The sequence below is a fragment of the Cellulomonas sp. P4_B5_2 genome (assembly GCF_056402235.1).
Window position 1 is genome coordinate 1 of sequence record NZ_JBFUHU010000034.1, and the last position, 23,547, is coordinate 23,547.

Sequence of the window (23,547 nt, forward strand, 5' to 3'; positions counted from 1 at the left end):
CCGGGCCGACTCGTGCCCCGTAGGCGGTCGCGGGCAGGTGCGCCGCCACCTGCGGACGAAAGGCGGTGCGCAGGGTCATGGTCATCGAGTCGGGGGTGATGACCTGTTCCCCGCGCGGATCGCCCATCGCCTTGAAGCCCCAGGCCCCGAGCGCGAGCACGACGGGCTCGAGCTCGCGGCCGTAGGGCGTCAGCTCGTAGATGACGATGCGTGAGCGCGGTGCGCGCCGGATGATGCCGGCGGCCTGCAGCTCCTTGAGCCGCGCGGCCAGGATGTTGGTCGGGATGCGGGGGAGCCCTGCGGCCAGCTCCCCGTAGCGGCGCGGCCCGACCAGCAGGTCACGCACGATGAGCAGGGCCCAGCGCTCACCCACCAGCTCGAGGGCCTGCGTGACGCCGCAGTACTGCCCGTACTCGCGTGCAGCCATCGGCCTCAGGCCTGCTGGTCGGCGAGCGCCTCGGGAGCCGGCGCGGCGGCGGGGTCGAACCAGCCGAACTCGAGGATGTTCCCGTCGGGGTCGGTGAGCTGACGCTGGTACATGAAGCCGTAGTCCGAGGCGGGTCGCTCCTCGACACCGCCCGCGGCGAGCCCGTCGGCAGCCCTCGCGTCGACCGCCTCTCGGCTGTCCAGGTAGACGACGGTCGACACCGACGGGTTCACTGCCGGGTCGCCGAGCGGCTTGTCGGTGAAGCTCTGGAAGAACTCGCGCACCAGGACCATGAGGTAGCTGTGGTCCTGCTCGACGACGAAGCACGCGGCGTTGTGGTCGGACATCTGCGGGTTGAGGGCGAATCCGACCCCTGTGTAGAACGCCTTCGCGCGCTCCAGGTCGGTCACGGGCAGGTTGACGAACATCGCGGTCATGGTGCTGCCTCTCGTGGGTCTGGTTCGTGGCGATACCGACACTTGCAAAAAACAAGTGAACCGTCAAGACCCAAGGTCGTCGATGACGTGCCGGAGGAAGCGACGCGGGTCGTCCAGGAACCCGCGGTACCGCTGTACCAGCTCCAGCTCGTCCCAGTCGCAGCGCCGCAGGCCCCAGTCGCCGACCTCGTAGATCGTCGCGCCCGGGATCGCCGCCAGCACCGGTGAGTGCGTCGACAGCAGGACCTGCGACGGCGTCGTGCGCACCAACGTGGTCAGGTGCGAGACCAGGGCGAGGCACCCGGTGAACGAGAGCGCGGACTCGGGCTCGTCGAGCAGGAACAGGCCGGGGTATCGCGGCTTCATGCGTTCGGTCACCAGCGCAAGGAACGACTCGCCGTGCGACATCTCGTGGAACACCGGCTCCGGCCCGCCGCCGGGGTTGTCCTCGAGGTACGAGTAGAACGAGTGCATCGTCTCGGCGCGCAGGAAGAACCCGCCCCGCGGGGCGCCGATCTCGCGTTCCAGGCGCAGGTACCGCCACAGCTCGGACTCGGACCGGCGAGTGGCGTGCCGCGATCCGGTCGAGCCGCCCTCGGCCCCCATCCCGAACATCATGGCGACGGCCTCGACGAGCGTGGACTTCCCGGCCCCGTTGTCGCCGACGAGCACCGTGACCTGGTCCAGCGGCCAGCCCTCGCGCAGCACCTGGGCGACGGCGGGCACCTGCGTGAACCAGGCGTCGAGCGGAACGGGCTCCTGGTCCTGCACCCGCACGGCGCGCACGGGCAGGGGGCTCATCGGGCAACCTCACCACACGCGACGGTGCGTCACGCCAGCCCGCCGACGTAGACGCCCTGCGCCCGCAGCTCCTCGATCCCGGGCGTCTGCCCGTCCAGGCCCTCGACGTCCACCCCGAGCAGTGCGGGTGCGTCGAGCAGCGGCCGCAGGTCGGTGACGGGGTTGCCGCCCACCCAGAGCTCGTCGAGCGCGGGCATCGCGGCGAGCGGCGCCACGTCCGCCACCTGGTTGTCCCGCACGTCGAGCATGCTGAGCGACCCCGCGCCCGCCAGGGGCGACAGATCCGCGACGGCCGCGTGCGCGACGTCCAGCTCCAGCAGACCGACCGAGGTGGCGAGCGGCCCGAGATCGGAGACGCCGGTGTCGGCCAGGCCGACCCACTGCAGCGTCGTCGTCCGTGCGAGCGGCCCGAGGTCCGTCACGCCGGTGTCCGACAGCCCGAGGTTCGTCAGCGGGAGCCCGCCCAGGGCCGAGAGGTCAGCGACCGCGTCGTTGCCGGTCAGCCGCAGCGACGTCAGTCCGGTCATCGCGGCGAGCGGACCGAGGTCGGCGACGTCCTGGCCGGTCAGGTCGATCTCGCGGACCGAGGTGAGGTTCTCGATCCCGGCGAGAGACCTCACCTGGTCACCGCTGCCGTCCCACGGGCAGTCGATCGTGTACACCTCGTCGAGCCGCTCGGGCGCGAAGGCAGTGTGCTCCACGCACGCCGCGAGCACGGGGTCGGCGACGACGTCAGACACCGTCTGCCGCTGCGCCACCCGCACGCCGACGGTGATGCCGAGCGCGACCACGAGAGCACCCGCGGTCGCCCAGCCGACCAGGCGCCGACGTCGCGCCTGCGCCTCGCTCACGGGGACGACCCAGTGCGCGAGGAGCCGCCACGCCGCGAGCGCGCCCCACCCGGAGACCACCGCGGCGATGCCGGCGACCAGCGCCAGGGCGAGCGCGCCGTCGCCCAGCAGCACGGCTGCCACCGTCGGCCCCCCGCGGTACCGCCCGGCCGACAGGACCGTCCACGCGATCCACGCACCCGCGGACAGCGTGGTGCCCAGCGCGCCGAGGGTCACGAGCGCCGCCCCCACGACGACCGCACCCCGACGACGCGCCAGCGCGCCACCGCCGGCGACGCCGGTCCCGACGGCCAGGAGCGCCAGCCAGACACCCGCGAGCATGCGCGGCGACCCGACAGTCCAGTACCAGGACCGGGTCGCGAGGCTCAGCGCGGTCGGGTCGGCCGTCACGACCAGTACCGCGTAGCCGAGCAGCACGATCCCCGAGACGACGACGCCGACGACGATCCGGGCCGCGCGCGACGACGGTCCGGCCGGCCGGAGTGCGGCGACGAGCACGAGCGCGACCGCMGGTACCAACCCGAGCGCGAGCGTGAGCGCCGGCAACCCGTCCGCCCGTACCGCGCGGAGCAGGTCGCCGACCGCCGACTGCGGTCCCTCCCCGAGCATCGCCCGGAGCCCATCGCCGAGCAGAGCCCCCGTGCCGTTGCCCAGCAGCGTCCCGGCGGTCCAGAGCGCCAGCAGCGCGACGACGCCCGCGCCGACCCGTCGCACCGCATCGGCGCGCGTCATCTCCGGCACTCGCATCTCCTGTCCGTCGCCCCCGCCGGGCAGCCGGCGCCTGGCGACCGTACCGAGCCGACGCCGACGTCCGCCGAGGGTCGGTGTCAAGGTCTCGTGAAGGCCTCGTCCTGATCGCAACCGACCGCGATGATCGGGTCGCGCGGCGTGTCCGGACGACAAGGTGGACAGCGGAAGGGGGCACAGTGATCGCCTGGCTCAACCAGCTCGTGGACCTCGTGGAGGAGCACCTCACCGAGGAGCTCGACGTCGTCCGCCTCGCCGCGGCGCTCGGCACCACCGAGTACCACCTGCGTCGCATGTTCTCCTCGCTGGCCGGGATGCCGCTCTCGGAGTACGTGCGCCGTCGGCGCATGACGGTCGCCGCGGCGGAGGTCGTCATCGGGTCCGGGGACTTGCTCGGCATCGCCGTGCGCTACGGCTACGGCTCGGCAGAGGCCTTCGGGCGGGCGTTCCGGTCGGTGCACGGCGTCAGCCCGGGACAGGCCCGGCGCGACGGTGGCCCTTTCCGCACCCAGCCGCGCCTCAGGTTCCGCCTGACCGTCGAAGGAGCACTGCCCATGGACGTCCGACTCGTCTCCCGACCCGCCTTCCGCCTCGCCGGGCACGCCGCGCGAGTGCCACTCGTGCACCACGGGGTCAACACCGCCATCCAGCAGCACGTCACCTCCCTGACCCCGCAGGAGCACCAGCGGCTGAAGGACCTGGGCGACGCGGAGCCGCACGGGCTGCTCGCCGTGAGCACGGACATCGACCCGGACCGCCAGGAGGGCACCGAGCTCACCTACCTGCACGGGGTGGCGGTCACGGACGCCGTGGACGTCCCCGACGACCTCGACGTCCTCCCCGTCCCGGCGGGAGCGTGGGCCGTCTTCCGCGCGGCGGGTCCCTACCCGGACACCCTGCAGGCGGTGTGGGCCGCGACGGCGACCGAGTGGTTCCCGTCCAACCCCTGGCGCCTGCGGCCCGGGCCCGAGGTGGTCGCGGTGCTCGACCGCGCCGACGACTTCAGCACCGCCACGGTCGAGCTCTGGCTGCCGGTGGAGGCGGGCTGATCCGACCGGCGGTCGCATGGGCCTGGCGACGCGCACGGCTCGGGCGACGAAGGCCAACTAGCCCAACCGGGGGTCGTCGGTCGGGACCCTTGCGGTGGGCCCGTCCGGACCACCACCATCAGGGCCGCGGCTGGCACGGTGCCGGCAGCCCGACCTCCGGAGCGTCCCCATGTCGCAGAACCCCGTTCCCGCACGTCCGACCGCGGCCTTCGTCGGCGCGTCCTGGGTCGCCCTCATCATCGCGATCGGTGCCTTCGGCATCGGACTGTGGAACGCGGAGCTGGTCCCGTCGGAGAAGGGCTTCCTCGGCACGTTGCTGCTGCTCGGCCTGTTCTCCGCGATCGCGGTGCAGAAGTCGGTCCGGGACCGGGCCGAGGGCGTGCCGGTGACGGCGATCTTCCTCGGCCTGTCGTGGGCCATGGTCCTGACCTCCCTCGTGCTCGTGTCGGCCGGTCTGGCGAACGCGCCGCTGGAGCTCTCGGAGAAGGGCTTCTTCGGCCTGGGCTTCGCGATGGCGCTGTTCTCCGTGGTCGCCGTCCAGAAGAACGTGCGCGACCTGGCCGCCTCCGGACCTGCGCCCGCACTGCCGAAGCTGCCGGTCGAGCCGGACGTCAAGGCGACCGTCTGGCAGTGAGGCTCGACCGGGCACCTGCCTGGGGTTCACGACGGGGGACATGCAGGGATGTTCCGCCTCGTGCCGCCCACGTATTCGGCCTAGTGCGGGACCGTGTCCCCGATGTGCGCCAGCGAGTTGATCGCGACGACCGGACCGACGAGGAGGACCACGAGCGCCACGACGAGTGCGGCACCCGCCAGTGCCCACGCGGTCGTCGTGAGCTCGGGTGCCCCCCGGAAGGTCGCGTTCTGGTAGTCGCGCCAGGCTCGGACGCACAGGAACACGGCCACTGCTGCGCCGGCGTACCAGATCGTGTCCGCGCCGTGCATCACGATCCCTATCGCGCCGGTCACCAGGAGGACCACGAGGGCGCTGCCGAACATCGTGAGACCCCGGCGGCGCAGCCTGACCGCGTCGTCGAGCCGGTTGCGCTGGTACGCCTCACCCTCGACCACGCGGTCGGCGAGGTTGAGGGACTGGCCGAGCCGCCCGACGGGGAGGTTGCCGAACGTCGAGGTCGGCACCTCGACGGCGACCGGAACCGGGGCGGGCGCGGCGTTCGGCTTCGTGTGCTCGGTCCACGTCGCGCCGTCGAACCAGCGCAGCACACCGGCGGTCACGCCGTCGTCGTACCAGCCGGCGGCGGGGAGCGAGCTCATCCGTCGATGGTCCCAGCGCCCCGTGGGCCGGCCCGCGGGTTCCACGCCGATTCACCCGGATGCGGCATAGGTGTCGTTCCTAGCTCGCAGTCTTGCCGAGCAACGCGTCCGTCTGGGCGTCGGGCATGAGCTCGCGGACGTCCTGCGCACAGCGGCATCCGGCGGCGATCTTGGCGGCCCACTCCAGCGCCTCGTCGCGTGACGCCACGTCGACGACCGCGAACCCGCCGATGACCTCCTTGGTCTCGGGGAACGGGCCGTCGGTGACCATCCCGTCCGTGCCGACGACGCTCGCCTGCTGCCGCTCGAGCCCGCCGCCGAACACCCACACCCCGGCGTCCGCGGCCTCCTGCATGACCGCGTGCGAGTCCCGGCTCACGTCGCCCCAGTCCCCGTCGGGGATGTGGTCCATCGCGCCCTCGTTGAACGAGATCAGGTACCGCGGCATCGCATGACTCCCTTGTCCCGGCGGCCGCCACCGGCGGCCTCTCACCTGTTCCACGAACGACTCACCCGGATCCGACACTGTGCCAGGCAGTCCCTCTGGTGTCACCGCGTTCAGCCGGACGATCCGTCCACACCCCTGAGCAGCGCAGCCGCCTCCTCGTTCTCGGGGTCGAGGTCGACGGCCCGACGCAAGAGCTCGGCCGCCGGGCGGATGTCGCCGTCGACCAGGTGCGCCCACCCGGTCATCGCCCAGGCCGGCGACGAGTCCGGTCGAACGGTCGTCCACACGTCCAGGAGAGGTCGGACCAGCTCGGGGCGGTGCAGCTCGATCGCGCCCCAGACGGCGTCCTCGAAGTGCCCGTCGTCGACGTCGACCTGGGCGGGAACGCTCCGCTCCAGCCGGTGGAACGTGTCGACCGCAGCCTCCGTGCCTCCCGCCATCAGGGCTGCCGCCACCGGCAGGGTGATCGGCTGGAGCGGCGCGTCGACGTCGGCCGCCTCGGTCGGCAGGTCCAGCGCAAGGTCGAGCGCGGCTCGGACGACGACGCGGACGGGGGCTGTGTTGGAGTTCGCCAGCACCACGACGCCGGTCCCGCGGTCGGGGATCAGCGCCAGGCGCGAGTTGAAGCCGGGATCGGCGCCGCTGTGGCCCACCATCCTGTGCCCGCGGTAGGTGCCGAGGTGCCACCCCAGGCCCACCGACTCGCTCCACGGCGGCTCCCCGACCTCCGCCTGCGGCTGCCACATCCGCTCGGGTGCGTCGGGGTGCGCGAGCGTGGCGAGCATCCACCGGGACAGCTCCGTGACGCTGGAGTGCAGCGTCGAGCTGGGCGCGTGCCGGCGCGTGTACGGATAGGCGCCGGGCGGGACGACCAGCGGTGCGCCGACGTGCGGGGAGGAGGCGAGCTCCGACGGGACGTCCGCGCGCAGGAACGTGCTGTGCGCCATGCCCGCCGGATCGAGGACGAGGTCCTTCATCGCCGCCTCGAACGTCCTCCCGGTGACGGTGGCGACCACGTGCCCGAGCACCTCGTACCCGGCGTTGCAGTAGGCGAACTCGGCGCCCGGGTCGGTGGCCAGGCTCGCGGTGGACAGGCTCCGGACGAACTCGGCCAGGGCGTCGTCGCCCAGCTGCGGGTYGTGCCACCCGTAGTCCACGACGTCCGGGATGCCGCTCGTGTGGGTGAGCAGGTGGCGCAGGGTGACCTCGCCCTGCCGACCGTCGGCCAGGGTCAGCTCGGGGATCCACCGCACGACCGGGCCGTCGAGGTCGAGCACGGGCGGCCCGGCGGTCGCCAGCTGGTCGACTGCCGTCGCGACGAACAGCTTGGACACCGACGCCAGGTGGAACAGCGTGTCGGGTGTGACGGGCTCGCCGGTGCTCAGGTCGCGCGTCCCGAACCCGCGCGCCAGGGCGAGCTCACCGTCCTGGACCACCGCGACCGCGAGGCCCGCGAGTCCGTGCGTCCGCATGAGCTCCGCGACCAGCGGCCAGGGCGACGTCTCCGCCCGGCGTTCCAGAGCAGTCATTAGCACCCCCTCGTGCCCACGGACGGCAGCGTAGGGCAGCGAGTGCTCAGACGGCTGCGAGCGGCCGGTCCGTGCCTGCGGCGGCGAGCGGCGCGTTCGCCTCCAGGACCTCGCGGTACGGACGCAGGTGCGTGAACAGCTCGTCCCGCAGCGGGTTGCGACGCCGGGTCACGATGACGCGCACCTGGTAGACGGCGACGGCGACGTTGGCCGCGAGCGACAGGGCCGACACCACGAACAGGGCGCTCTCGTCGTGCGAGGACGCGACGGCGAACTGCGAGGACGTGACGAACGTCGGGACCGCCATCGTGAACATCATCCACAGGGCGAGCGTGTGCGCGCGGTGCTGCAGCCAGGCGCCCTTCTTGAGGAAGAACGCGGGGATCGTGCAGGAGATCAGCAGCGCCGCACCGGCGTAGAACGCGTGGTCGCCGACGCAGTTGTAGACGTAGGCGAAGTTCCACAGGTCGTACGCGATGATCCAGAACCAGAGCATGTCGGGCCAGATCATGTCCTTGGACCTGTCCCGCGACACGATGATCCCCACCCAGCCGCAGATGGTGAGCGCGTTGAGGATGCCCGCGATCCCGTTCATGTAGTTCCAGACGCCACCGACCATGAACACGCCGTCGTGCATGCCCTGCAGCCCCGCCACCTGGAAGTCACGGATGACCGCCTCGCAGATGTTGACCGCGAGGATCAGCGCGGGGAAGAGCAGCATCCAGCGGTTCTTGGAGAGTCGGTCGACGTACCGGAGCAGCATGAAGCCGAGGCAGCCGGCCAGAGCCGAGTAGACCTTCACCCAGTGGAACCAGGTGCCGGTCGAGGAGCCCTCGCCGGCGGTCGACGGCCACACGAACACGGTCAGGACCAGGGGCAGCGCGACGAAGAACGCGAGCCCGGCCCACTTCCAGCGGCGGGTGACCTCGTTGAGGACGATCAGGGCGCCGAGGACGACGAACCACATCGCCCACGACTGCCAGCCGATGGTGTCGAACAGGAACATCGTGACCTCCTCGCGGACCGCCCGTGGCCCGCATGGCTCCGGGTGTGCTCGACGGTAGGAAGGCTGCGCCCCGGCGGGCACTGGACACCCGGCGGGATGTGTCCAGCGAGCGGCTCGCGGGGGCTTCGTCGGGCGCGGTGCCGGCCGTCTCTTGGGACCTTCGACCCACGGTGACGAGGGGTGCACTGGCCGTTGATGGGGGTGTGAGCCACGACGGGAGTCAGCACGCGCGCCGCACGGACGCGCGCGACGCTCTGGCGACGGCGCTCAAGACCCGGCTCCGGTCGGAGCCGCTGGCCAGGGTCACGGTGACGCACCTGGCCCAGGACTGCGGGCTGACCCGGCAGGCGTTCTACTACCACTTCCACGACGTGCAGGAGCTCGCCGTGTGGGTGTTCGAGACCGAGGTCGCGGAGCAGGTGCGCGTGTCGGCCCACCACGACGAGTGGGCGGACGGGCTGGTGCGGCTGATGGGGTACCTGCGGGACAACCGGTCGTCGACGACCGCAGTCCTCGACGGGCTGGGCCGAGCGGGGCTGGAGCGCTTCCTGTTCTGGCACATGAGGCCGGTGACCGAGGCCGTGGTGGGAGAGGTCGGTGGCGGGGGTCCGGCGAGCCCGGCCGACCGTGCGCTGGTCGTCGACTTCTACACGTCGGCCGTCCTTGCCGTGGTGCTGCGGTGGGTCTCGGACGGGATGGTCGGGGACCCGTACCGGCTCGTCGGCGACGTGGAGCTGATGCTGCACGGCTCCGTGCGGGAGTCCGTCGCGCGCCTGGACGCCCGGGCGCGCGTGGCCGGTCGGGGCCCTGGCTAGAGGACGACCTCGACGACCTTGCGGATCGCGAAGTCGCCGCTGCGGATCTCGACCTCCTCGCGCGCGACCAGGACTGCTGAGCCGTGGTCGACGCGGTAGGAGACGTCCCGGGTGTCCGGCAGGAGGACCAGCTCGGAGTCGCTGCGGCCATCGCAGCGGAGCTGCCGCTCGAGGTCTGCGATCGCGCGACCGAGAGACTCGTCGACGTCGACCTCGTAGCCGTCGGACGGTGCAGCCTCGACGGCGTCGACCACGGCGACGGTCCGGTCGGAGACGCTGCACACGGTGCCCCCCGCGTCGAGCGTGACGCTCACGTGACCGTCGTGGCCACGGGCCATCGGCGTCCCGTCGTACACCTGCCGGAAGTGGGCGGTGAAGTCGGCGATGGCCGTCTCGGTACGGTCGCCGTCCTGGCTCGCGCCGCCGTGCTCGGTCACCGTGAGGGCGTCGAGCACCAGCTCGGTGTCCAGCTCCAGAGACCGGACCGTCCGCTCGGCGATCTCCCTGGCGGCGTCCACGTCGATCGGTCGGGCGTAGCGGTCCGGCTCGGCCAGGAACGCCTCGTAGGACCCGTCCGGCGACAGGACGAGACGGGGGCCGACGAGGGCGTCGCCGCCGTCGTCCCGGTGCTCGGGATCGGGCGAGGCCGCGGACGCGATCCACGGCCGGAGCCCGAACCGGTCGCCCAGGTTCCGCGCGACCTCGTCGTCGACAGGCCGGCGCTCCACCGAGAGGCGCATCGGTGACGGCGGCACCGTGATCGTGATGACGACCTCGATCACCGTCGGGCCAGCCCATCTCCACCAGTACCAGTTGTCGGAGACGGCACCGCCGTGGAACAGGCGCTCGTTCCAGAGCCGGTCCTGTGCCTCTTCCGCGGTCGCGCCGCAGGCGGTGGACGACGGCCGGTGGTTCGTCAGGGTCGAGAACGCCGCGTCCTGCCACGACTGGCTGAACGACTTCCCCTTGTTCCACTCCCGGAAGAATCCGGCGCCGAGTCCACCGACGTCGTAGGTGAGCCCGTCGAAACCGAAGATCATCCGCGCGCCCTTGTTCGGTTCCGCCCAGGTGCGCCAGGGGTTCTGGCCCCCCTGCATCTCGAGCGAGTGGCAGCCGTGGAGCATCAGGTAGCGCAGGCGCTGGTCGCCGAACGACATCCGCGTGGACTCGGCCAGGAACCTGTTGTCCCAGGTGCGGCCCATCGCGGCGACGTAGCGGCCGTCCGCCGCCATACCCATGTGCGTGTACGTGTGGAGCACACGGACGGAGTCCATGCCGAGGCTGTCCTGCCAGTTGTCGTACTCCCGGTTGAACCGCCACTCGCGCACGTCGTCGTCCTGCGCGTGGAAGTTGACCCCGTTGAACTGTCGGACGTAGTCGAGGAACGCCTTCACGTCGTTGTGCGGCGTGCTCAGGGCCGCGTCCCCATTCGGGAACACCTGCACCGAGACACCCGCGTACATGTTGTCGGCCACTGTTCTCCCTGACTGTGCGTCGCCCCCGCCCAGTGCGGGCTTCGGGGAGAAGGAGCGCGACCGTTTCCCTGGTGATACCGCCCTGGGACGATTGCCCGCGTGACACAGAACGCGGCGCCGGCAGCGCAGGGGTGCATCTTCTGCGCCGTCGTGGCCCGAGAGGCCGAGGCCAGCGTGGTGTACGAGGACGAGACCGTGATGGCCTTCATGGACCTGAACCCCGTCACGCCCGGCCACCTGCTCGTCGTGCCGCGCGAGCACGCGGTGGGCCTCGACGACGTCGATCCAGCCACCAGCGCTCACGTGTGGTCGGTCGGTCACGACCTGGCACGAGCCTTGCGACGCTCGACCCTGCGCTGCGAGGGGATCAACGTCCTCCTCTGTGACGGCAAGGCTGCTTTCCAGACGGTCTTCCACTTCCACCTGCACGTCATCCCGCGCTACGWCGGAGACGGCTGGACCCTCAGGTCCGAGCCGCCGGAACGCGACAGGTCGCTCCTCGACGGCGACGCGCGGGCGATCAGAGCCGCCGTCGCTTCCTACCCCGCCCGGTCGGGGGAGAATGGGTGACAGCAACACCTGCTGCGACGAGGAGTCACACGTGCCCGAAGGAACTGTCCGCTGGTTCGACGCCGAGCGGGGGTTCGGCTTCCTCTACCTCGGTGACGGGGCCGAGGACCTGTTCGTGCACGCATCCGAGATCGTCGGCAACGACGACGTGCTCCGGGAGGGGCAGGTCGTCGAGTTCGAGATGGGCGAGGGTGACCGCGGCCCGCAGGCCCGCCGCGTCCGGATCACGGGCGACCACGCCCCCGACGCACTCCTGGGTGTGCTCGGCACGGTCTCCTGGTACGAGCCGGGCAAGGGGTACGGCTTCATCACGCCCGACGGCGGTGGTGCGGAGATCTTCGTGCACAGCTCGGCCATCGTGGGCGGCGGCGTGATCTCGGACGGGCAGCGGGTGGCGTTCCTGGTCGTCGACGGGGAGAAGGGGCCGCAGGCGGACCACCTGTTGCCGCTCGGGGCTGAGGCCACCGGACGCCCCAGGGCGTCCGACGGTGCGGACGGCACCGTGTCCTGGTACGACGGGGAGAAGGGCTTCGGGTTCGTCACCCCCGACTCGGGCGGCGAGGACCTCTTCGTCCACGTCCGGTCGCTGCCGTCGGGGGTGACCGAGCTGTCCGAGGGCGATCGCGTGACCTTCGACGTCGGCACGAGCGAGAAGGGGCTCCAGGCCCGCAACATCCGGCTCGTGGGGAGCGCCCCCGCGGCGCCGGCACGCGCACGGTCCGGCCCCCCGAGGGAGTCCGGCGGCCCTGTGCGCGGCGGCGAGGGCGTCGTCGCGCGCTACGACGCGGAGCGCGGGTTCGGCTTCATCACCCCGGATGCCGGGGGTGCTGACCTCTTCGTGCACGTGTCGGTCGTGCGGGGCGCCGAAGGGCTGGAGGAGGGCGATCGGGTCCGGTTCCAGGTGCGCCAGAGTGACCGGGGACCGCAGGCAGACGGCGTCGAACGGGTCTAGGCGACGCCTCGCCCGGCGCCGCGGTGAACCCTCAGACGTACGTCGTGCGGGCCGCCACTGGTGTCAGATGGCGCTTCGCACCGCGTGGCGCACGTAGATCACGCCGTTGCCGAACCGTCGGTGATCCAGCAGCTCCAGGTCGAGCCGTACCCCTCGCGGCAGCGCCGGCTTGCCGCCGCCCACGAGCACCGGGCACAGAAGGAGCACGCACTCGTCGACGAGCCCGTGCCGGAACGCCTCAGCCCCGAGCGTCGCGCCGCCGATGCTCAGGTCCGAGCCCGACTCCTCCTTGAGCCGTCGTACCGCCTCGGGATCGAACTGCCGCTCGATCCTCGTGCGCGCCGTCGACACCGCGTCGAGCGTCGTGGAGTAGACGACCTTGTCGGCGTCACGCCAGATCCCCGCGTACTCGCGGACGACGGCCGGTTCGTTCGCCAACCAGTCGTCGTCCTCCCAGACGCGCATCGTCTCGTACATGCGGCGGCCGTAGAGCGACGTGCCGATGTGCCGCTCGTGCTCGTTCCAGAACGCGTGCACCGCTTCGTCGGGTACCGACCAGTCGAAGGAGCCGTTCTCGTCCTCGAGGTAGCCGTCGAGCGAGGTGTTGGCTGCGTAGATCAGCTTGCCCATGGAGGCCTCCGGCCGGACGTGGACCTCGTCGTCGACCTGCGAGACGACGATCGCCTCACCGGTCGTGCCTGCCGCAGCCCGGCTTGACCGGACCCAGCGCCGAGTTCACGGCGGCCGTGTAGGCCTCGTAGCCAGCGGCTGTCGGGTGGAAGGCTCCCGGGTCCGACGGCCCGAGGATCCACGGATCCGGCGAGTTCGCTCCGTGGCCGTCGAATCTCTTGCGAACGTCCACGAACTGGAAACCGGCGCGGTCGGCGGCGGCAGCGATCACCGCGTCGAGGGTGTCCGCAGCGGCGTTGAGGGTGCTGAGCTCCGCCGACGAGGCGGCGAGGTAGGCGCCGTACTCGGGGGAGAACAGCCGCGGATAGCCGGTCACCACGACGTGGGCGTTGGGGGCGGCCGCGGCGACCCCGGCGTACACCGTGTCGAGCAGGGCCGGCAACAGGCTCGTGGTCCGTGCGTCGACGACGGCGACCGCGCCGGTGCACAGGGCGTCGGTGCCGCCGAGGCAGGCGGCGACCGCACTCGACCAGCCGATGTCGTTGCCGCCGACGGTCAACGTCACCAGGTCCGTGTCGGCATCCAGCGCGGCGAGCTGGCCGCCGGTGACCAGCGAGGTCGTGGTCGCGCCCGCGCAGGCGACGAAGTCGTCGAGTCGCAGGCGTTGGCGCCCGTCGAGCTGCACGGCGTAGGCACTCTGCGAGCGGCCGCACTCGGCGTAGGGCGGGACGCCGTACCCGGAGGCGTACGAGTCACCGAGGGCGTCGTAGACGACGCGCGACGCGGCGGTGGGCGCAGCGCTGGCGACGGAGCCGGCTGAGCCGACGAGGGCGAGCGCCGCGAGCACGGCGAGGACGGCGGACCGCGCTGTGCGCAACGAGCGCTTCATCACTGCACCGTAGCCACATCGCCGGACGCGTGCCGGTCGAGCGGCTCCCGCTGCCGCCGGGGGAATGCGACGCGCACTCGCAAGGTTGAGCCCAACAGACTCAAGTTCGACCCACCCGAGTTTGCGCCGAGCCCCAACCCGACGCAGACTTGAGCCAGCCGGACTCAAGAGCGAGACGACACACCCCAGTACGACACGAAAGAAGGCACACACATGGCACGAGCAGTCGGCATCGACCTCGGCACCACCAACTCGGTGGTCGCAGTCCTCGAGGGCGGCGAGCCCACGGTCATCGCCAACGCCGAGGGGTCGCGCACGACGCCGTCGGTGGTCGCGTTCTCCAAGACGGGTGAGGTGCTGGTCGGCGAGATCGCCAAGCGCCAGGCCGTCACCAACGTCGAGCGCACGATCTCGTCCGTCAAGCGGCACATGGGCACGGACTGGTCGCAGGCGATCGATGACAAGAAGTACACCGCGCAGGAGATCAGCGCGCGGGTGCTCTCCAAGCTCAAGCGTGACGCGGAGGCCTACCTGGGCGAGCCCGTCACCGACGCGGTCATCACGGTCCCGGCGTACTTCAACGACGCCGAGCGCCAGGCCACCAAGGACGCCGGCGCCATCGCGGGCCTCAACGTCCTGCGCATCATCAACGAGCCCACCGCGGCCGCCCTGGCCTACGGCCTGGAGCGCGGCAAGGAGGACGAGCTCATCCTCGTCTTCGACCTCGGTGGCGGCACGTTCGACGTGTCCCTCCTCGAGGTGGGCAAGGACGACGACGGCTTCTCGACGATCGAGGTCCGCGCGACCTCCGGCGACAACCGGCTCGGCGGCGACGACTGGGACAACCGGATCGTCGACTTCCTGGTCTCCGAGGTGAAGAACTCCACGGGCGTCGACCTGGCCAAGGACAAGATCGCCGTGCAGCGTCTGCGCGAGGCGGCGGAGCAGGCCAAGAAGGAGCTCTCGTCCGCGACGAGCACCAACATCTCGCTGCAGTACCTGTCCATGAGCGAGAACGGCCCGGTCCACCTGGACACCAAGCTCACGCGTGCGCAGTTCCAGCAGATGACGCAGGACCTGCTCGACCGCACCAAGGAGCCGTTCCGGTCCGTCATCCGTGACGCCGGAATCCAGCTGTCCGCGATCGACCACATCGTGCTCGTCGGCGGCTCCACCCGTATGCCGGCCGTCAGCGAGGTCGTCAAGGAGCTGACCGGCGGCAAGGAGCCCAACAAGGGCGTCAACCCGGACGAGGTCGTCGCCGTCGGTGCCGCTCTGCAGGCCGGCGTCATGAAGGGCGACCGCAAGGACGTCCTGCTCATCGACGTCACCCCGCTGAGCCTCGGCATCGAGACCAAGGGCGGCGTGATGACCAAGCTCATCGAGCGCAACACGGCCATCCCGACCAAGCGCTCGGAGATCTTCTCGACGGCCGAGGACAACCAGCCGTCCGTGCTGATCCAGGTGTTCCAGGGCGAGCGTGAGTTCGCGCGGGACAACAAGCCGCTCGGCACGTTCGAGCTGACCGGGATCGCGCCCGCGCCGCGTGGTGTGCCGCAGATCGAGGTCACGTTCGACATCGACGCCAACGGCATCGTGCACGTGTCCGCCAAGGACCGCGGCACCAACAAGGAGCAGTCGATGACGATCACCGGCGGCTCGGCCCTCCCCAAGGAGGACATCGAGCGCATGGTGCGCGAGGCCGAGGAGCACGCCGCCGAGGACAAGGCGCGTCGCGAGGAGGCCGAGACCCGCAACTCCGCCGAGCAGCTCGTCTACTCGACCGAGAAGCTGCTGGTCGACAACGCCGACAAGCTGCCCGACGACGTCAAGACCGAGGTCCAGGCCGCGGTCGGCGAGCTCAAGACGGCGCTGGCGGGCACGGACATCGACGCGGTCAAGGCCAAGCACTCGGCCCTGCTCGCGGCGAGCCAGAAGATCGGCGAGGCGATCTACTCCGCCGAGAACATGGCGGGCGCTGCGCCGGCCGACGAGCAGCCTGCGGCTGACACGTCGTCCGACGAGGACGTCGTGGACGCCGAGATCGTCGACGACGAGGACGAGGCGGCATCGAAGTGACGTCCGGGACCGAGGACGCCGACGGCGACCTGACGCCCGAGGAGCAGATCCTCGCCGACGCGGAGTCCATCGCGGCCTCCGCCGAGGAGGAGGTCGTCCTCGAGGGTCTCGTCGAGGCGGAGAAGCTCGCCGCCGAGCGTCTGGACGAGCTCCAGCGCTCCAAGGCGGCGTACTACAACCTCGAGCAGCAGTACTCCGGGTTCGTGAAGCGGTCGAAGGCCGACGCCCTCGCCGCCCACGACCGCGGCGTGCACGAGATCGTCGAGGCGCTGATCCCGGTGCTGGACGACATCGAGCTGGCTCGCCAGCACGGTGACCTCACCGGACCGTTCCTGCCCATCGCGGAGAAGCTCGACGCGACCCTCGGTCGCTTCGGGGTGACCCGCTACGGCGCGGTCGGCGAGCCGTTCGACCCCGCGATCCACGAGGCGCTCATGCACTCGCACGCCCCGGACGTCTCGGAGTCGACCGTGCAGATGGTGCTCCAGCCGGGGTACCGCACGCCCGACCGGATCATCCGGGCGGCCCGCGTCGCGGTCGTGGACCCCGAGGCGTAGAACACGGGTAGCGGGGGGGACAGGATTGGCTCGAGAAGGACTTCTACTCCGTCCTCGGCGTGCCCAAGGATGCCGACGCCGCCACCATCAAGAAGGCGTACCGCAAGCTCGCGCGCCAGATGCACCCGGACCACAACCCGGGCGACGCCAAGGCTGAGGCCCGGTTCAAGGACGTCGGCGAGGCCTACGCGGTCCTGTCCGACACCGAGCAGCGCGGCCAGTACGACCAGCTGCGCGCCATGGCGGGCGGCCCGCGGTTCACGTCGGGCGGTCGCGGCGGCGCGGGGTTCGAGGACGTCTTCGGTGGCATGTTCGGCGGTCAGCAGGGCGGCGGTCGCGTCCGCTACACCAACGCCCCCGGTGGTGCGTCGGGGTTCGAGGACATCCTCGGCGGGCTGTTCGGCAACGCGGGTGGCGGGTTCGCCCCCGGCCCGCAGCAGGGTGCCGACCTGGCCACCAGCGCGACGCTCCCGTTCCGGCAGGCCGTGGAGGGATCGACCGTCTCGCTCGTGGTCGAGGGCCGGACCGTGAACGCCCGCATCCCCGCCGGCGTCCGCGACGGCCAGAAGATCCGGCTGCGTGGCAAGGGCCGACCCGGTGACCGTGGCGCCCCCGCGGGCGACCTGGTGATCACCGTGCGCGTCACACCGCACCCCGTCTTCTCCCTCGACGGCGACAACCTGCGCATCACCGTGCCCGTGGCCTTCGACGAGGCCGCCCTGGGCGCGACGATCGAGGTGCCGACGCTCGACGGGTCCACCGTCCGCGTCCGCGTGCCCGAGGGCACCCCGTCCGGGCGTGTCCTGCGCGTCAAGGGCAAGGGTGTCCCCGGCACCAAGGGCGACCTGCTGACCACCGTCCAGGTCGTCGTGCCCCAGCGGCTCAACGCCGCCGCCCGCGAGGCCGTCCAGGCGTTCGGCATCGCGACGTCCGGTGAGGACGTGCGCGCGGACCTGCTCGCCGCGGCGAAGAAGTAGCCATGGCCGGCGAGGACGCCAAGGTGTACGTCATCTCGGTCGCCGCCGAGCTGGCCGGCATGCACCCGCAGACCCTGCGCCAGTACGACCGCCTCGGCCTGGTCAGCCCCAGCCGCGCGAGCGGCCGCGGCCGCCGGTACTCCCTGCGGGACATCGCGACCCTGCGCGAGGTGCAACGGCTGTCGCAGGACGAGGGCGTCAACCTGGCGGGGATCAAGCGGATCMTCGAGCTCGAGGCGGAGCTCGAGGGGCTGAAGCGGCAGATCGAGTACCTGCGCGCGTTCGTCGACCCCGGCCGCCGCGTCTTCACGGCGGACCCGCGCGGCGACGTGGTCGCGGTCAACCGCACGGCCAACCGCCTCCGCCGCCCGACGACGACGACCGACCGCGCAGCAGTAGTCCTCTGGCGCCCCAGCTCCCGCTGACCCCCACCGCAACGTCCGCACTCGATGGGCCTGGAGCCCACACGAGCGCGGACGTCCCGCACCACCACCCAGCAACGTCCGCACTCGAGCGCCCTGGAGCCTCCTCGAGTGCGGACGTCCGCGCATCCGGTTGCGGGAGCGCTCGAATCTGCGGACCCCAGCTCTCGACGCCCGCAGCGTCCGCGCGTTCGGTCGTCCAGGCACTCGAATCTGCGGACGTCCGAGGAGCCACGTCGTCGCGGGTGGCCATAGGGCACCGCGGGTCGGCTGCCTACACTCGGCGCCGTGACGATCGATCTCGGCATTGACCTCGACCGCGCCCGCCGTGACACGCCCGGCGTCGAGCACGTCGCCCACCTCAACAACGCCGGCGGAGCCCTGCGCCCCCGCGTTGTGACGGACACGGTGGTCGCGCACCTGCGGCGCGAGGCGGAGATCGGTCCGTACGAGGCGGAGGCCGAGTCGGAGGACCGCGTCGCGGCGGTGTACGGCTCGGTCGCGCGGCTGATCCACGCGCAGCCCGACGAGATCGCCCTGGTGCAGAGCGCGACCGCCGCCTGGAACGTGGCGTTCTCGTCGCTGCCGCTCACGCAGGGCCAGCGGATCCTCACGGCGCGCACGGAGTACATCAGCAACGCGATCGCCCTGCTCCAGGCGTGCGAGCGCACGGGCGCCACGCTCGAGATCATCGAGGACGACGAGCACGGGCAGGTGGACCTGGACCAGCTGGAGCGCCGGCTCGACGACGACGTCGCCCTCGTCGCCCTGACGCACATCCCGACCGGGGGAGGTGTCGTGAACCCGGCGGTGGAGGTCGGCGCTCTCACGCGCAAGGCAGGCGTCCCGTTCCTGCTCGACGCGTGCCAGTCGGTCGGCCAGCTCGACGTCGACGTGACCGCCCTCGGCTGCGACCTGCTCGCCGCGACCGGCCGCAAGTTCCTGCGCGGCCCCCGCGGCACCGGCTTCCTCTACGCCTCCCGTGCGATCACCGAGCGGCTGGTCCCGCCCGTCCTCGGCCTCGGCGCGGCCACCTGGTCGTCGCCGACGACCTGGGAGGTGGTCCCGGGCGCCCTGCGGTTCGAGACGTGGGAGCGGTCGATCGCCGACAACCTCGGCCTCGGCGCGGCGGCGGACTACGCGCTCGCGATCGGGCTGCCCGCGATCGAGGAGCGGGTCACCGCGCTCGCGGCACGCCTCCGCGAAGAGCTCGCCCAGACCCTCGGAGTCACCGTGCGTGACAAGGGGGTGCGGCGGTCCGGCATCGTCACCTTCACGGTCGACGGGATGCGTGCCGATGACGTCCGCGCCCGCGTCGCCGCCGCCGGTGTGAACGTGAGCGTCACGCGCATCTCGTCGGCCCAGCTGGACTACGGCGTCCGGGGACTGACGGAGGTCGTCCGCGCGAGCCCGCACTACTACACGTCCGACGACGAGCTCGACCGCCTGCTCGCGGCACTGCGCTGACCCGGACGTCCGAGCATCTGGTCGCTCCAGCGCTCACTTCCTCGGACGTCCCACCGACATGGAGCGTGTCAGCGCCGTGTCGGGGCCCTGTCAGCGGGCTCCTCCAGCCTGGAGCCATGACACACGACCTGGTGATCGAGGCAGAAGGCCTCGTCAAGCACTTCGGTGAGACGAAGGCGCTCCAAGGCGTCGACCTCGCCGTCTCTCGCGGCACCGTCCTCGGCGTGCTCGGCCCCAACGGCGCCGGCAAGACGACTGCGGTCCGCATCCTGTCCACCCTCCTCGTCCCGGACGCCGGCCACGCCCGCATCGGCGGCTTCGACGTGGTCAAGGACGCCGAGCGCGTCCGCCAGTCGATCGGCCTCACGGGCCAGTACGCCTCCGTCGACGAAGACCTGTCCGGCCGGCAGAACCTCGTCCTGTTCGGCACGCTGCTCGATCTGGGAAGGGTCGGCGCCCGCGCCCGCGCCGCCGAGCTGCTCGAGTGGTTCGACCTGACCGCCGCGGCGGACCGGCCCGCCAAGACCTACTCGGGTGGCATGCGTCGCCGCCTCGACCTCGCGGCGAGCCTCGTCGGCCGTCCCGACGTCATCTTCCTCGACGAGCCGACCACCGGCCTGGACCCCTCCAAGCGCGAGGACATGTGGGACGTGGTCCGCTCGCTGGTCACCGACGGATCGACCGTGCTGCTCACCACGCAGTACCTGGAGGAGGCGGACGCGCTGGCCGACGAGATCACGGTCATCGACCATGGTCGGGTCATCGCGCACGACACCCCCGAGGGGCTCAAGCGGATCGTCGGCGGCCAGACCCTCGAGGTGCGCCCGTCCGACCTGAGCCGCATGGYGGAGGCCGCGACCATCCTCGGTCAGGTGACCTCCGGGTCGGCGCCGGAGGAGATCCGCAAGGGCGTCCTCGCGGTCCCCGTGCAGGACGACTCCGCCCTGACCGCCACGGTGTCGCGGCTGGCGAGCGCCGGCATCGGCGTCACCGAGCTGTCCCTGCACCTGCCCAGCCTCGACGAGGTGTTCTTCTCGCTCACCGGCCGCACGGCGTCCRAGGATGACACCACCACCACGAAGGAGGTGGCCTGATGACCACGCTCACCGAGCACCGTTCCCCTCGCGCGGTCCCCACGTCGGCCGCCCCGGTCGCCCGCAAGCCGTTCCCGCTGGTCCGGCACTCCCTGTCGCTGGCCAAGCGGAGCCTGATCAAGACGTGGCGGACGCCCGAGGCTCTGATCGACGTCACGCTCCAGCCGGCGATCTTCCTGGTGATCTTCGTCTACATCTTCGGCGGGGCGGTGGCGGGTGACACCCACACCTACCTGCAGTTCCTGCTGCCGGGCATCCTCGCGCAGACCATCGCGACCGGTGCGATCGCCATCGGGGTCAACCTCAACACCGACCTGGAGAAGGGGATCTTCGACCGGTTCAAGTCGCTGCCCATCCCACGGTCGGCACCCCTGATCGGGGCGGTGCTCGGGGACGTCGTCCGCTACGTGATCGTCACGGTGATGACGCTCGGCATCGGGTACCTGATGGGCTTCCGGATCCTCACCGACCCGTTCAGCGCCGTCGCGGGCTGCCTGCTCGCCGTGGTGTTCGCCCTGTCTCTGTCCTGGGTGTCGGTGTTCGTCGGCATGAAGGTCCGGACCTCCGGCGCGGTGCAGGGGATCATGTTCCTGATCATCATGCCGCTGAGCTTTGCGTCGAACGTGTTCGTCCCGGCGGGCACGCTGCCCAGCTGGATGCAGACGTTCGTGGCGTGGAACCCGCTCACGCACCTGGTCGCCGCGATGCGCGGACTGTTCCTGGGCACGCCGATGGGTGACAGCGTCTACTGGACGCTGGCCTGGTGCGTCGGGCTGGYCGCGGTGTTCCTGCCGCTGGCCATGCGGGCGTACCGCCGCAAGGTCTGACGACGACCGGATCCGGGAGCGACGGCCTCAGATGTCGGCCGTGAGCTCCCGGATCCGGTCGGCCGCGTCCGTCGACGACCGCTCGCGCCACGACGCCAGCAGGTGCTCGCGCTCGTCGTCGTCGCCGAGGGCGCCGGCCAGCGGCCCCTCGATCCCCAGCTGGAAGAGCATGACGAGGTTGGCCCCGAGCCGGACGCCGGCCGCCCACAGCTCGCGGGCGAGCTCGGCGTCGCCGCGGGAGGCCGCCAGCTCGGCGACGCCGAGCCCGAACGACCCCAGCACCGGCATGTCGGTGGTGACCCGCGCGTCGGGCGCGGCGGCGGCGATGAGCGCGACCGCGGTGGCGATCGAGGTGTCCGAGTACGACGGCGTCATGGCGGCCACCCGCAGGTGCACGACGGCGGTGGCCACGCGGAACGCGATGCGCACCTGGGGCACGGTCACGGTCATCGAGGCCACGATCGCCGCGGCGGCCTCCGCGCTGTCGAGTGCCTCCTGAGCCCGCCCGGCCTGGCAGGCGACGTGCGCGAGCCCGAGCAGCGCCTGTGCGGCGTCGACGTCGTCCATCTGCGTCGACGCCGTCACCTCGCGGAGCCGTGTCAGCGCGTCGTCGTCCCCGCCGAGCGCGCGCTGCACGTCGAGCATCACGCGGATGCTCCGGACGTCCTGCATCGCTCCGACGATCTCGAGGTGGCGCAGGCTGCGCAGGAGCCACTCCTGCGCGTCCGGTTCCCCGCGGGCGCTCTGCCACTGCCCGACGCCCTGCGCGGCCATGCCCATGCCCCAGTGGTCGCCGATCGACTCGAACGCCCGGTACGCCGCGCGCGCGTCCGCGCTGGACGTCTCCGGGTCGCCCGCGTTCTCCCGCGCCGCGGCCCGCATGAACAGGCCGAGCCCGTGCAGGAAGCCGTCCTCGTGGTCCGCGAGGCGCTCCGCGGCGGCGTAGGTGACGGAGGTGTCCGACGAGACGAGAGCGGGCATGACCGTGACGAGTGCGGTGATGCGCGGGGAGATCTCGGCGGGGCGCTCGACGGTCAGGAGCCGGATCGCGCGCCCGGCGAGCGCCACCAGCCGCTGAGAGACGGAGACGCCGGCGTTCACCGAGGAGAACAGACAGGTCGCGGCCAGGCGGTCGGCGTCCGGCAGCGGCCGACCGGATGCGATGCCCTGGTAGATCGGGGAGGCACGGCGCGCGGCGGGGTCGTCGGCGAGGAGCACCCGCTGCGCCCACTCGATGACCTCGAGGTGCAGGCCGCGCACGCTCCACAGGTGGAACAGCGCGGCGGTGATGTCGACCGCGCCCACGGGGTCGTCGTGCTCGACGGCCCAGCGCAGGGCCGCCAGGAACGTCTCCTGCTCGGCGACGCACTCGTCGAACGCGCGCACCTGGCCGGAGCCGACGAAGTCCGCGGCCAGCCGCACCGAGTCGGCGGCCGACCAGCGCACCAGCCCCGTCATCGCCTCCACACGCCTGCCGGAGGCGTCCAGCCGTGCCTCCCCGTACTCCCGGACGGTCTCGAGCATCCGGTAGCGCGCGGGCCCGCCGTCGTGCTCGTCGAGCGTCAGCAACGACTGCTCGACGAGGGTGGCCAGCCCACGCCGGACGGCGGGTGCGGGCGCGCCGGCGACCGCGACGGCGGTCTCGGCGGTGAACGGCGCGGGGATGACCGCCAGCCGCTGGAACAGGTCGCGGTCCGGCGGCTCGAGCAGCTCGCGGCTCCAGTCGACCATCGCCCACAGGCTCGCGTGGCGCTCCGGCAGGCCGCGGAGCGCGTCGTCCAGGAGCGCGAACCGGTCGCTCAGGCCGTCCAGCAGGTCCTCGACCGTCATCGCCCGGAGGCGGGCGGCGGCCAGCTCGAGCGCGAGCGGCAGGTTGTCCAGCCGGTGGCACAGCTCGCGCGCCCGCTCGGGGTCCCAGCCGACGGTCGCCCGTCCGGCGCGAGCGCGCGACTGCAGCAGCTCCAGGGCGTCGGCGTCGGGCAGAGCCAGCAGGCGGTGCACGGACTCGCCGACGAGGCCGAGGGGCGCACGGCTCGTCGCGAGCACCACGACGTCCGGGGACGCGACGGCCAGCAGGTCGCCGACGACGACGGCCGCTGCATCGAGCACGTGCTCGCAGTTGTCGAGCACCAGGAGGCCGTCGAGGTCCGCCGCCGCGAGCCGCAGCCGGTCCTCGGGGGACAGCAGGCGGCGCTCGGTGGGCGCGTCGGCGCGGGTCGCGGC

At 71.8% G+C, this 23,547-nt stretch carries 23 protein-coding genes and 1 pseudogene; 12 read left to right on the forward strand and 12 right to left on the reverse strand.

Annotated features, from left to right (window positions below; all coding sequences use genetic code 11):
* The 4 genes from AC1DUQ_RS03980 to AC1DUQ_RS03995 all read right to left on the reverse strand — a co-directional run.
* Positions 1-427 (reverse strand): winged helix-turn-helix transcriptional regulator (locus AC1DUQ_RS03980; RefSeq protein ID WP_477073419.1); only part of this gene is annotated, 427 nt, incomplete at its 3' end.
* Positions 428-432: 5 nt separating this feature from the next.
* Positions 433-864, reverse strand: a complete 432-nt coding sequence (locus tag AC1DUQ_RS03985; RefSeq protein WP_477062480.1) for a VOC family protein — start codon at positions 862-864, stop codon at positions 433-435.
* Positions 865-927: 63 nt separating this feature from the next.
* A complete protein-coding gene (locus AC1DUQ_RS03990; RefSeq protein WP_477062479.1) occupies positions 928-1,665 on the reverse strand; it encodes an AAA family ATPase in 738 nt (245 codons plus the stop codon).
* A 29-nt stretch (positions 1,666-1,694) separates the two neighbouring features.
* Positions 1,695-3,263 carry a leucine-rich repeat domain-containing protein gene (locus AC1DUQ_RS03995; protein ID WP_477073420.1) on the reverse strand — a complete coding sequence of 523 codons (1,569 nt, stop codon included), beginning with the start codon at positions 3,261-3,263 and terminating at the stop codon, positions 1,695-1,697.
* Between the two features lie 179 nt (positions 3,264-3,442).
* Between AC1DUQ_RS03995 and AC1DUQ_RS04000 the strand changes: the two genes are divergently transcribed.
* Together AC1DUQ_RS04000 and yiaA are read left to right on the forward strand one after the other, a co-directional pair.
* On the forward strand, positions 3,443-4,312 hold the full coding sequence (locus tag AC1DUQ_RS04000; protein ID WP_477062477.1) for an AraC family transcriptional regulator: 870 nt from the start codon (positions 3,443-3,445) through the stop codon (positions 4,310-4,312).
* Positions 4,313-4,481: 169 nt separating this feature from the next.
* Entirely contained in the window at positions 4,482-4,946 is a 465-nt protein-coding gene (gene yiaA / locus AC1DUQ_RS04005) for an inner membrane protein YiaA (RefSeq protein ID WP_477062476.1), read from the forward strand.
* A gap of 80 nt (positions 4,947-5,026) precedes the next feature.
* On the opposite strand, the gene AC1DUQ_RS04010 is transcribed toward yiaA, so the two are convergent.
* The 4 genes from AC1DUQ_RS04010 to AC1DUQ_RS04025 all read right to left on the reverse strand — a co-directional run bounded on the left by AC1DUQ_RS04010 (position 5,027) and on the right by AC1DUQ_RS04025 (position 8,570).
* Positions 5,027-5,587, reverse strand: coding sequence for a DUF2510 domain-containing protein (locus tag AC1DUQ_RS04010; protein WP_477062475.1), 561 nt, complete (start codon positions 5,585-5,587; stop codon positions 5,027-5,029).
* A 79-nt stretch (positions 5,588-5,666) separates the two neighbouring features.
* Complete coding sequence (locus AC1DUQ_RS04015) at positions 5,667-6,035, reverse strand: YciI family protein (protein WP_477062474.1); 369 nt, start codon at positions 6,033-6,035, stop codon at positions 5,667-5,669.
* Positions 6,036-6,145: 110 nt separating this feature from the next.
* The gene (locus AC1DUQ_RS04020) at positions 6,146-7,564 is read right to left on the reverse strand and encodes a serine hydrolase (protein ID WP_477073421.1); all 1,419 of its coding nucleotides are present in this window, start codon (positions 7,562-7,564) and stop codon (positions 6,146-6,148) included.
* Positions 7,565-7,610: 46 nt separating this feature from the next.
* Positions 7,611-8,570, reverse strand: a complete 960-nt coding sequence (locus AC1DUQ_RS04025) for a DUF5692 family protein (protein ID WP_477062472.1) — start codon at positions 8,568-8,570, stop codon at positions 7,611-7,613.
* Positions 8,571-8,773: 203 nt separating this feature from the next.
* Here AC1DUQ_RS04025 and AC1DUQ_RS04030 point away from each other — a divergent pair, with 203 nt between their 5' ends.
* Complete coding sequence (locus AC1DUQ_RS04030; protein WP_477062471.1) at positions 8,774-9,385, forward strand: TetR-like C-terminal domain-containing protein; 612 nt, start codon at positions 8,774-8,776, stop codon at positions 9,383-9,385.
* On the opposite strand, the gene AC1DUQ_RS04035 is transcribed toward AC1DUQ_RS04030, so the two are convergent.
* Positions 9,382-10,860 carry a DUF6345 domain-containing protein gene (locus AC1DUQ_RS04035; RefSeq protein ID WP_477062470.1) on the reverse strand — a complete coding sequence of 493 codons (1,479 nt, stop codon included), beginning with the start codon at positions 10,858-10,860 and terminating at the stop codon, positions 9,382-9,384. The two genes, AC1DUQ_RS04030 and AC1DUQ_RS04035, sit on opposite strands and share 4 nt — an antisense overlap.
* Before the next feature lie 99 nt (positions 10,861-10,959).
* Here AC1DUQ_RS04035 and AC1DUQ_RS04040 point away from each other — a divergent pair, with 99 nt between their 5' ends.
* Both AC1DUQ_RS04040 and AC1DUQ_RS04045 read left to right on the forward strand, forming a co-directional pair.
* On the forward strand, positions 10,960-11,430 hold the full coding sequence (locus AC1DUQ_RS04040; protein WP_477073422.1) for an HIT family protein: 471 nt from the start codon (positions 10,960-10,962) through the stop codon (positions 11,428-11,430).
* A gap of 31 nt (positions 11,431-11,461) precedes the next feature.
* The gene (locus AC1DUQ_RS04045) at positions 11,462-12,382 is read left to right on the forward strand and encodes a cold-shock protein (RefSeq protein ID WP_477062468.1); all 921 of its coding nucleotides are present in this window, start codon (positions 11,462-11,464) and stop codon (positions 12,380-12,382) included.
* Positions 12,383-12,445: 63 nt separating this feature from the next.
* Here the strand turns inward: AC1DUQ_RS04045 and AC1DUQ_RS04050 are convergent, their stop codons facing one another.
* Together AC1DUQ_RS04050 and AC1DUQ_RS04055 are read right to left on the reverse strand one after the other, a co-directional pair.
* Positions 12,446-13,012 (reverse strand): dihydrofolate reductase family protein, encoded by a 567-nt coding sequence (locus tag AC1DUQ_RS04050; protein ID WP_477062467.1) that lies wholly within the window; start codon positions 13,010-13,012, stop codon positions 12,446-12,448.
* A 55-nt stretch (positions 13,013-13,067) separates the two neighbouring features.
* The gene (locus AC1DUQ_RS04055; protein ID WP_477062466.1) at positions 13,068-13,901 is read right to left on the reverse strand and encodes an SGNH/GDSL hydrolase family protein; all 834 of its coding nucleotides are present in this window, start codon (positions 13,899-13,901) and stop codon (positions 13,068-13,070) included.
* 213 nt (positions 13,902-14,114) lie between these two features.
* Here AC1DUQ_RS04055 and dnaK point away from each other — a divergent pair, with 213 nt between their 5' ends.
* The 7 genes and pseudogenes from dnaK (at position 14,115) to AC1DUQ_RS04090 (ending at position 21,324) form a co-directional block, all read left to right on the forward strand.
* Entirely contained in the window at positions 14,115-15,980 is a 1,866-nt protein-coding gene (gene dnaK / locus AC1DUQ_RS04060) for a molecular chaperone DnaK (RefSeq protein ID WP_477062465.1), read from the forward strand.
* Positions 15,977-16,537, forward strand: coding sequence for a nucleotide exchange factor GrpE (gene grpE, locus AC1DUQ_RS04065; protein ID WP_235522262.1), 561 nt, complete (start codon positions 15,977-15,979; stop codon positions 16,535-16,537). Before dnaK ends, grpE begins: the two co-directional genes overlap by 4 nt.
* Before the next feature lie 11 nt (positions 16,538-16,548).
* Positions 16,549-17,514, forward strand: a pseudogene (locus AC1DUQ_RS04070) (DnaJ C-terminal domain-containing protein); the annotation flags it as partial.
* 2 nt (positions 17,515-17,516) lie between these two features.
* Positions 17,517-17,939, forward strand: coding sequence for a heat shock protein transcriptional repressor HspR (locus tag AC1DUQ_RS04075; protein WP_477073423.1), 423 nt, complete (start codon positions 17,517-17,519; stop codon positions 17,937-17,939).
* Positions 17,940-18,224: 285 nt separating this feature from the next.
* Complete coding sequence (locus AC1DUQ_RS04080) at positions 18,225-19,403, forward strand: aminotransferase class V-fold PLP-dependent enzyme (protein WP_477062462.1); 1,179 nt, start codon at positions 18,225-18,227, stop codon at positions 19,401-19,403.
* A 116-nt stretch (positions 19,404-19,519) separates the two neighbouring features.
* A complete protein-coding gene (locus AC1DUQ_RS04085; protein WP_477073424.1) occupies positions 19,520-20,497 on the forward strand; it encodes an ATP-binding cassette domain-containing protein in 978 nt (325 codons plus the stop codon).
* A complete protein-coding gene (locus AC1DUQ_RS04090) occupies positions 20,497-21,324 on the forward strand; it encodes an ABC transporter permease (protein ID WP_477073425.1) in 828 nt (275 codons plus the stop codon). Before AC1DUQ_RS04085 ends, AC1DUQ_RS04090 begins: the two co-directional genes overlap by 1 nt.
* Before the next feature lie 27 nt (positions 21,325-21,351).
* Here the strand turns inward: AC1DUQ_RS04090 and AC1DUQ_RS04095 are convergent.
* A partial coding sequence (locus AC1DUQ_RS04095) for an ATP-binding protein (RefSeq protein WP_477073426.1) occupies positions 21,352-23,547 on the reverse strand: 2,196 nt, incomplete at its 5' end.

Coding starts and splice junctions, on each gene's coding strand:
- AC1DUQ_RS03985 (WP_477062480.1), bottom strand. CDS start 864: ATGACCGCGATGTTCGTCAACCTGCCCGTGACCGACCTGGAGCGCGCG.
- AC1DUQ_RS03990 (WP_477062479.1), bottom strand. CDS start 1,665: ATGAGCCCCCTGCCCGTGCGCGCCGTGCGGGTGCAGGACCAGGAGCCC.
- yiaA (WP_477062476.1), top strand. CDS start 4,482: ATGTCGCAGAACCCCGTTCCCGCACGTCCGACCGCGGCCTTCGTCGGC.
- AC1DUQ_RS04010 (WP_477062475.1), bottom strand. CDS start 5,587: ATGAGCTCGCTCCCCGCCGCCGGCTGGTACGACGACGGCGTGACCGCC.
- AC1DUQ_RS04015 (WP_477062474.1), bottom strand. CDS start 6,035: ATGCCGCGGTACCTGATCTCGTTCAACGAGGGCGCGATGGACCACATC.
- AC1DUQ_RS04025 (WP_477062472.1), bottom strand. CDS start 8,570: ATGTTCCTGTTCGACACCATCGGCTGGCAGTCGTGGGCGATGTGGTTC.
- AC1DUQ_RS04050 (WP_477062467.1), bottom strand. CDS start 13,012: ATGGGCAAGCTGATCTACGCAGCCAACACCTCGCTCGACGGCTACCTC.
- AC1DUQ_RS04055 (WP_477062466.1), bottom strand. CDS start 13,901: ATGAAGCGCTCGTTGCGCACAGCGCGGTCCGCCGTCCTCGCCGTGCTC.
- dnaK (WP_477062465.1), top strand. CDS start 14,115: ATGGCACGAGCAGTCGGCATCGACCTCGGCACCACCAACTCGGTGGTC.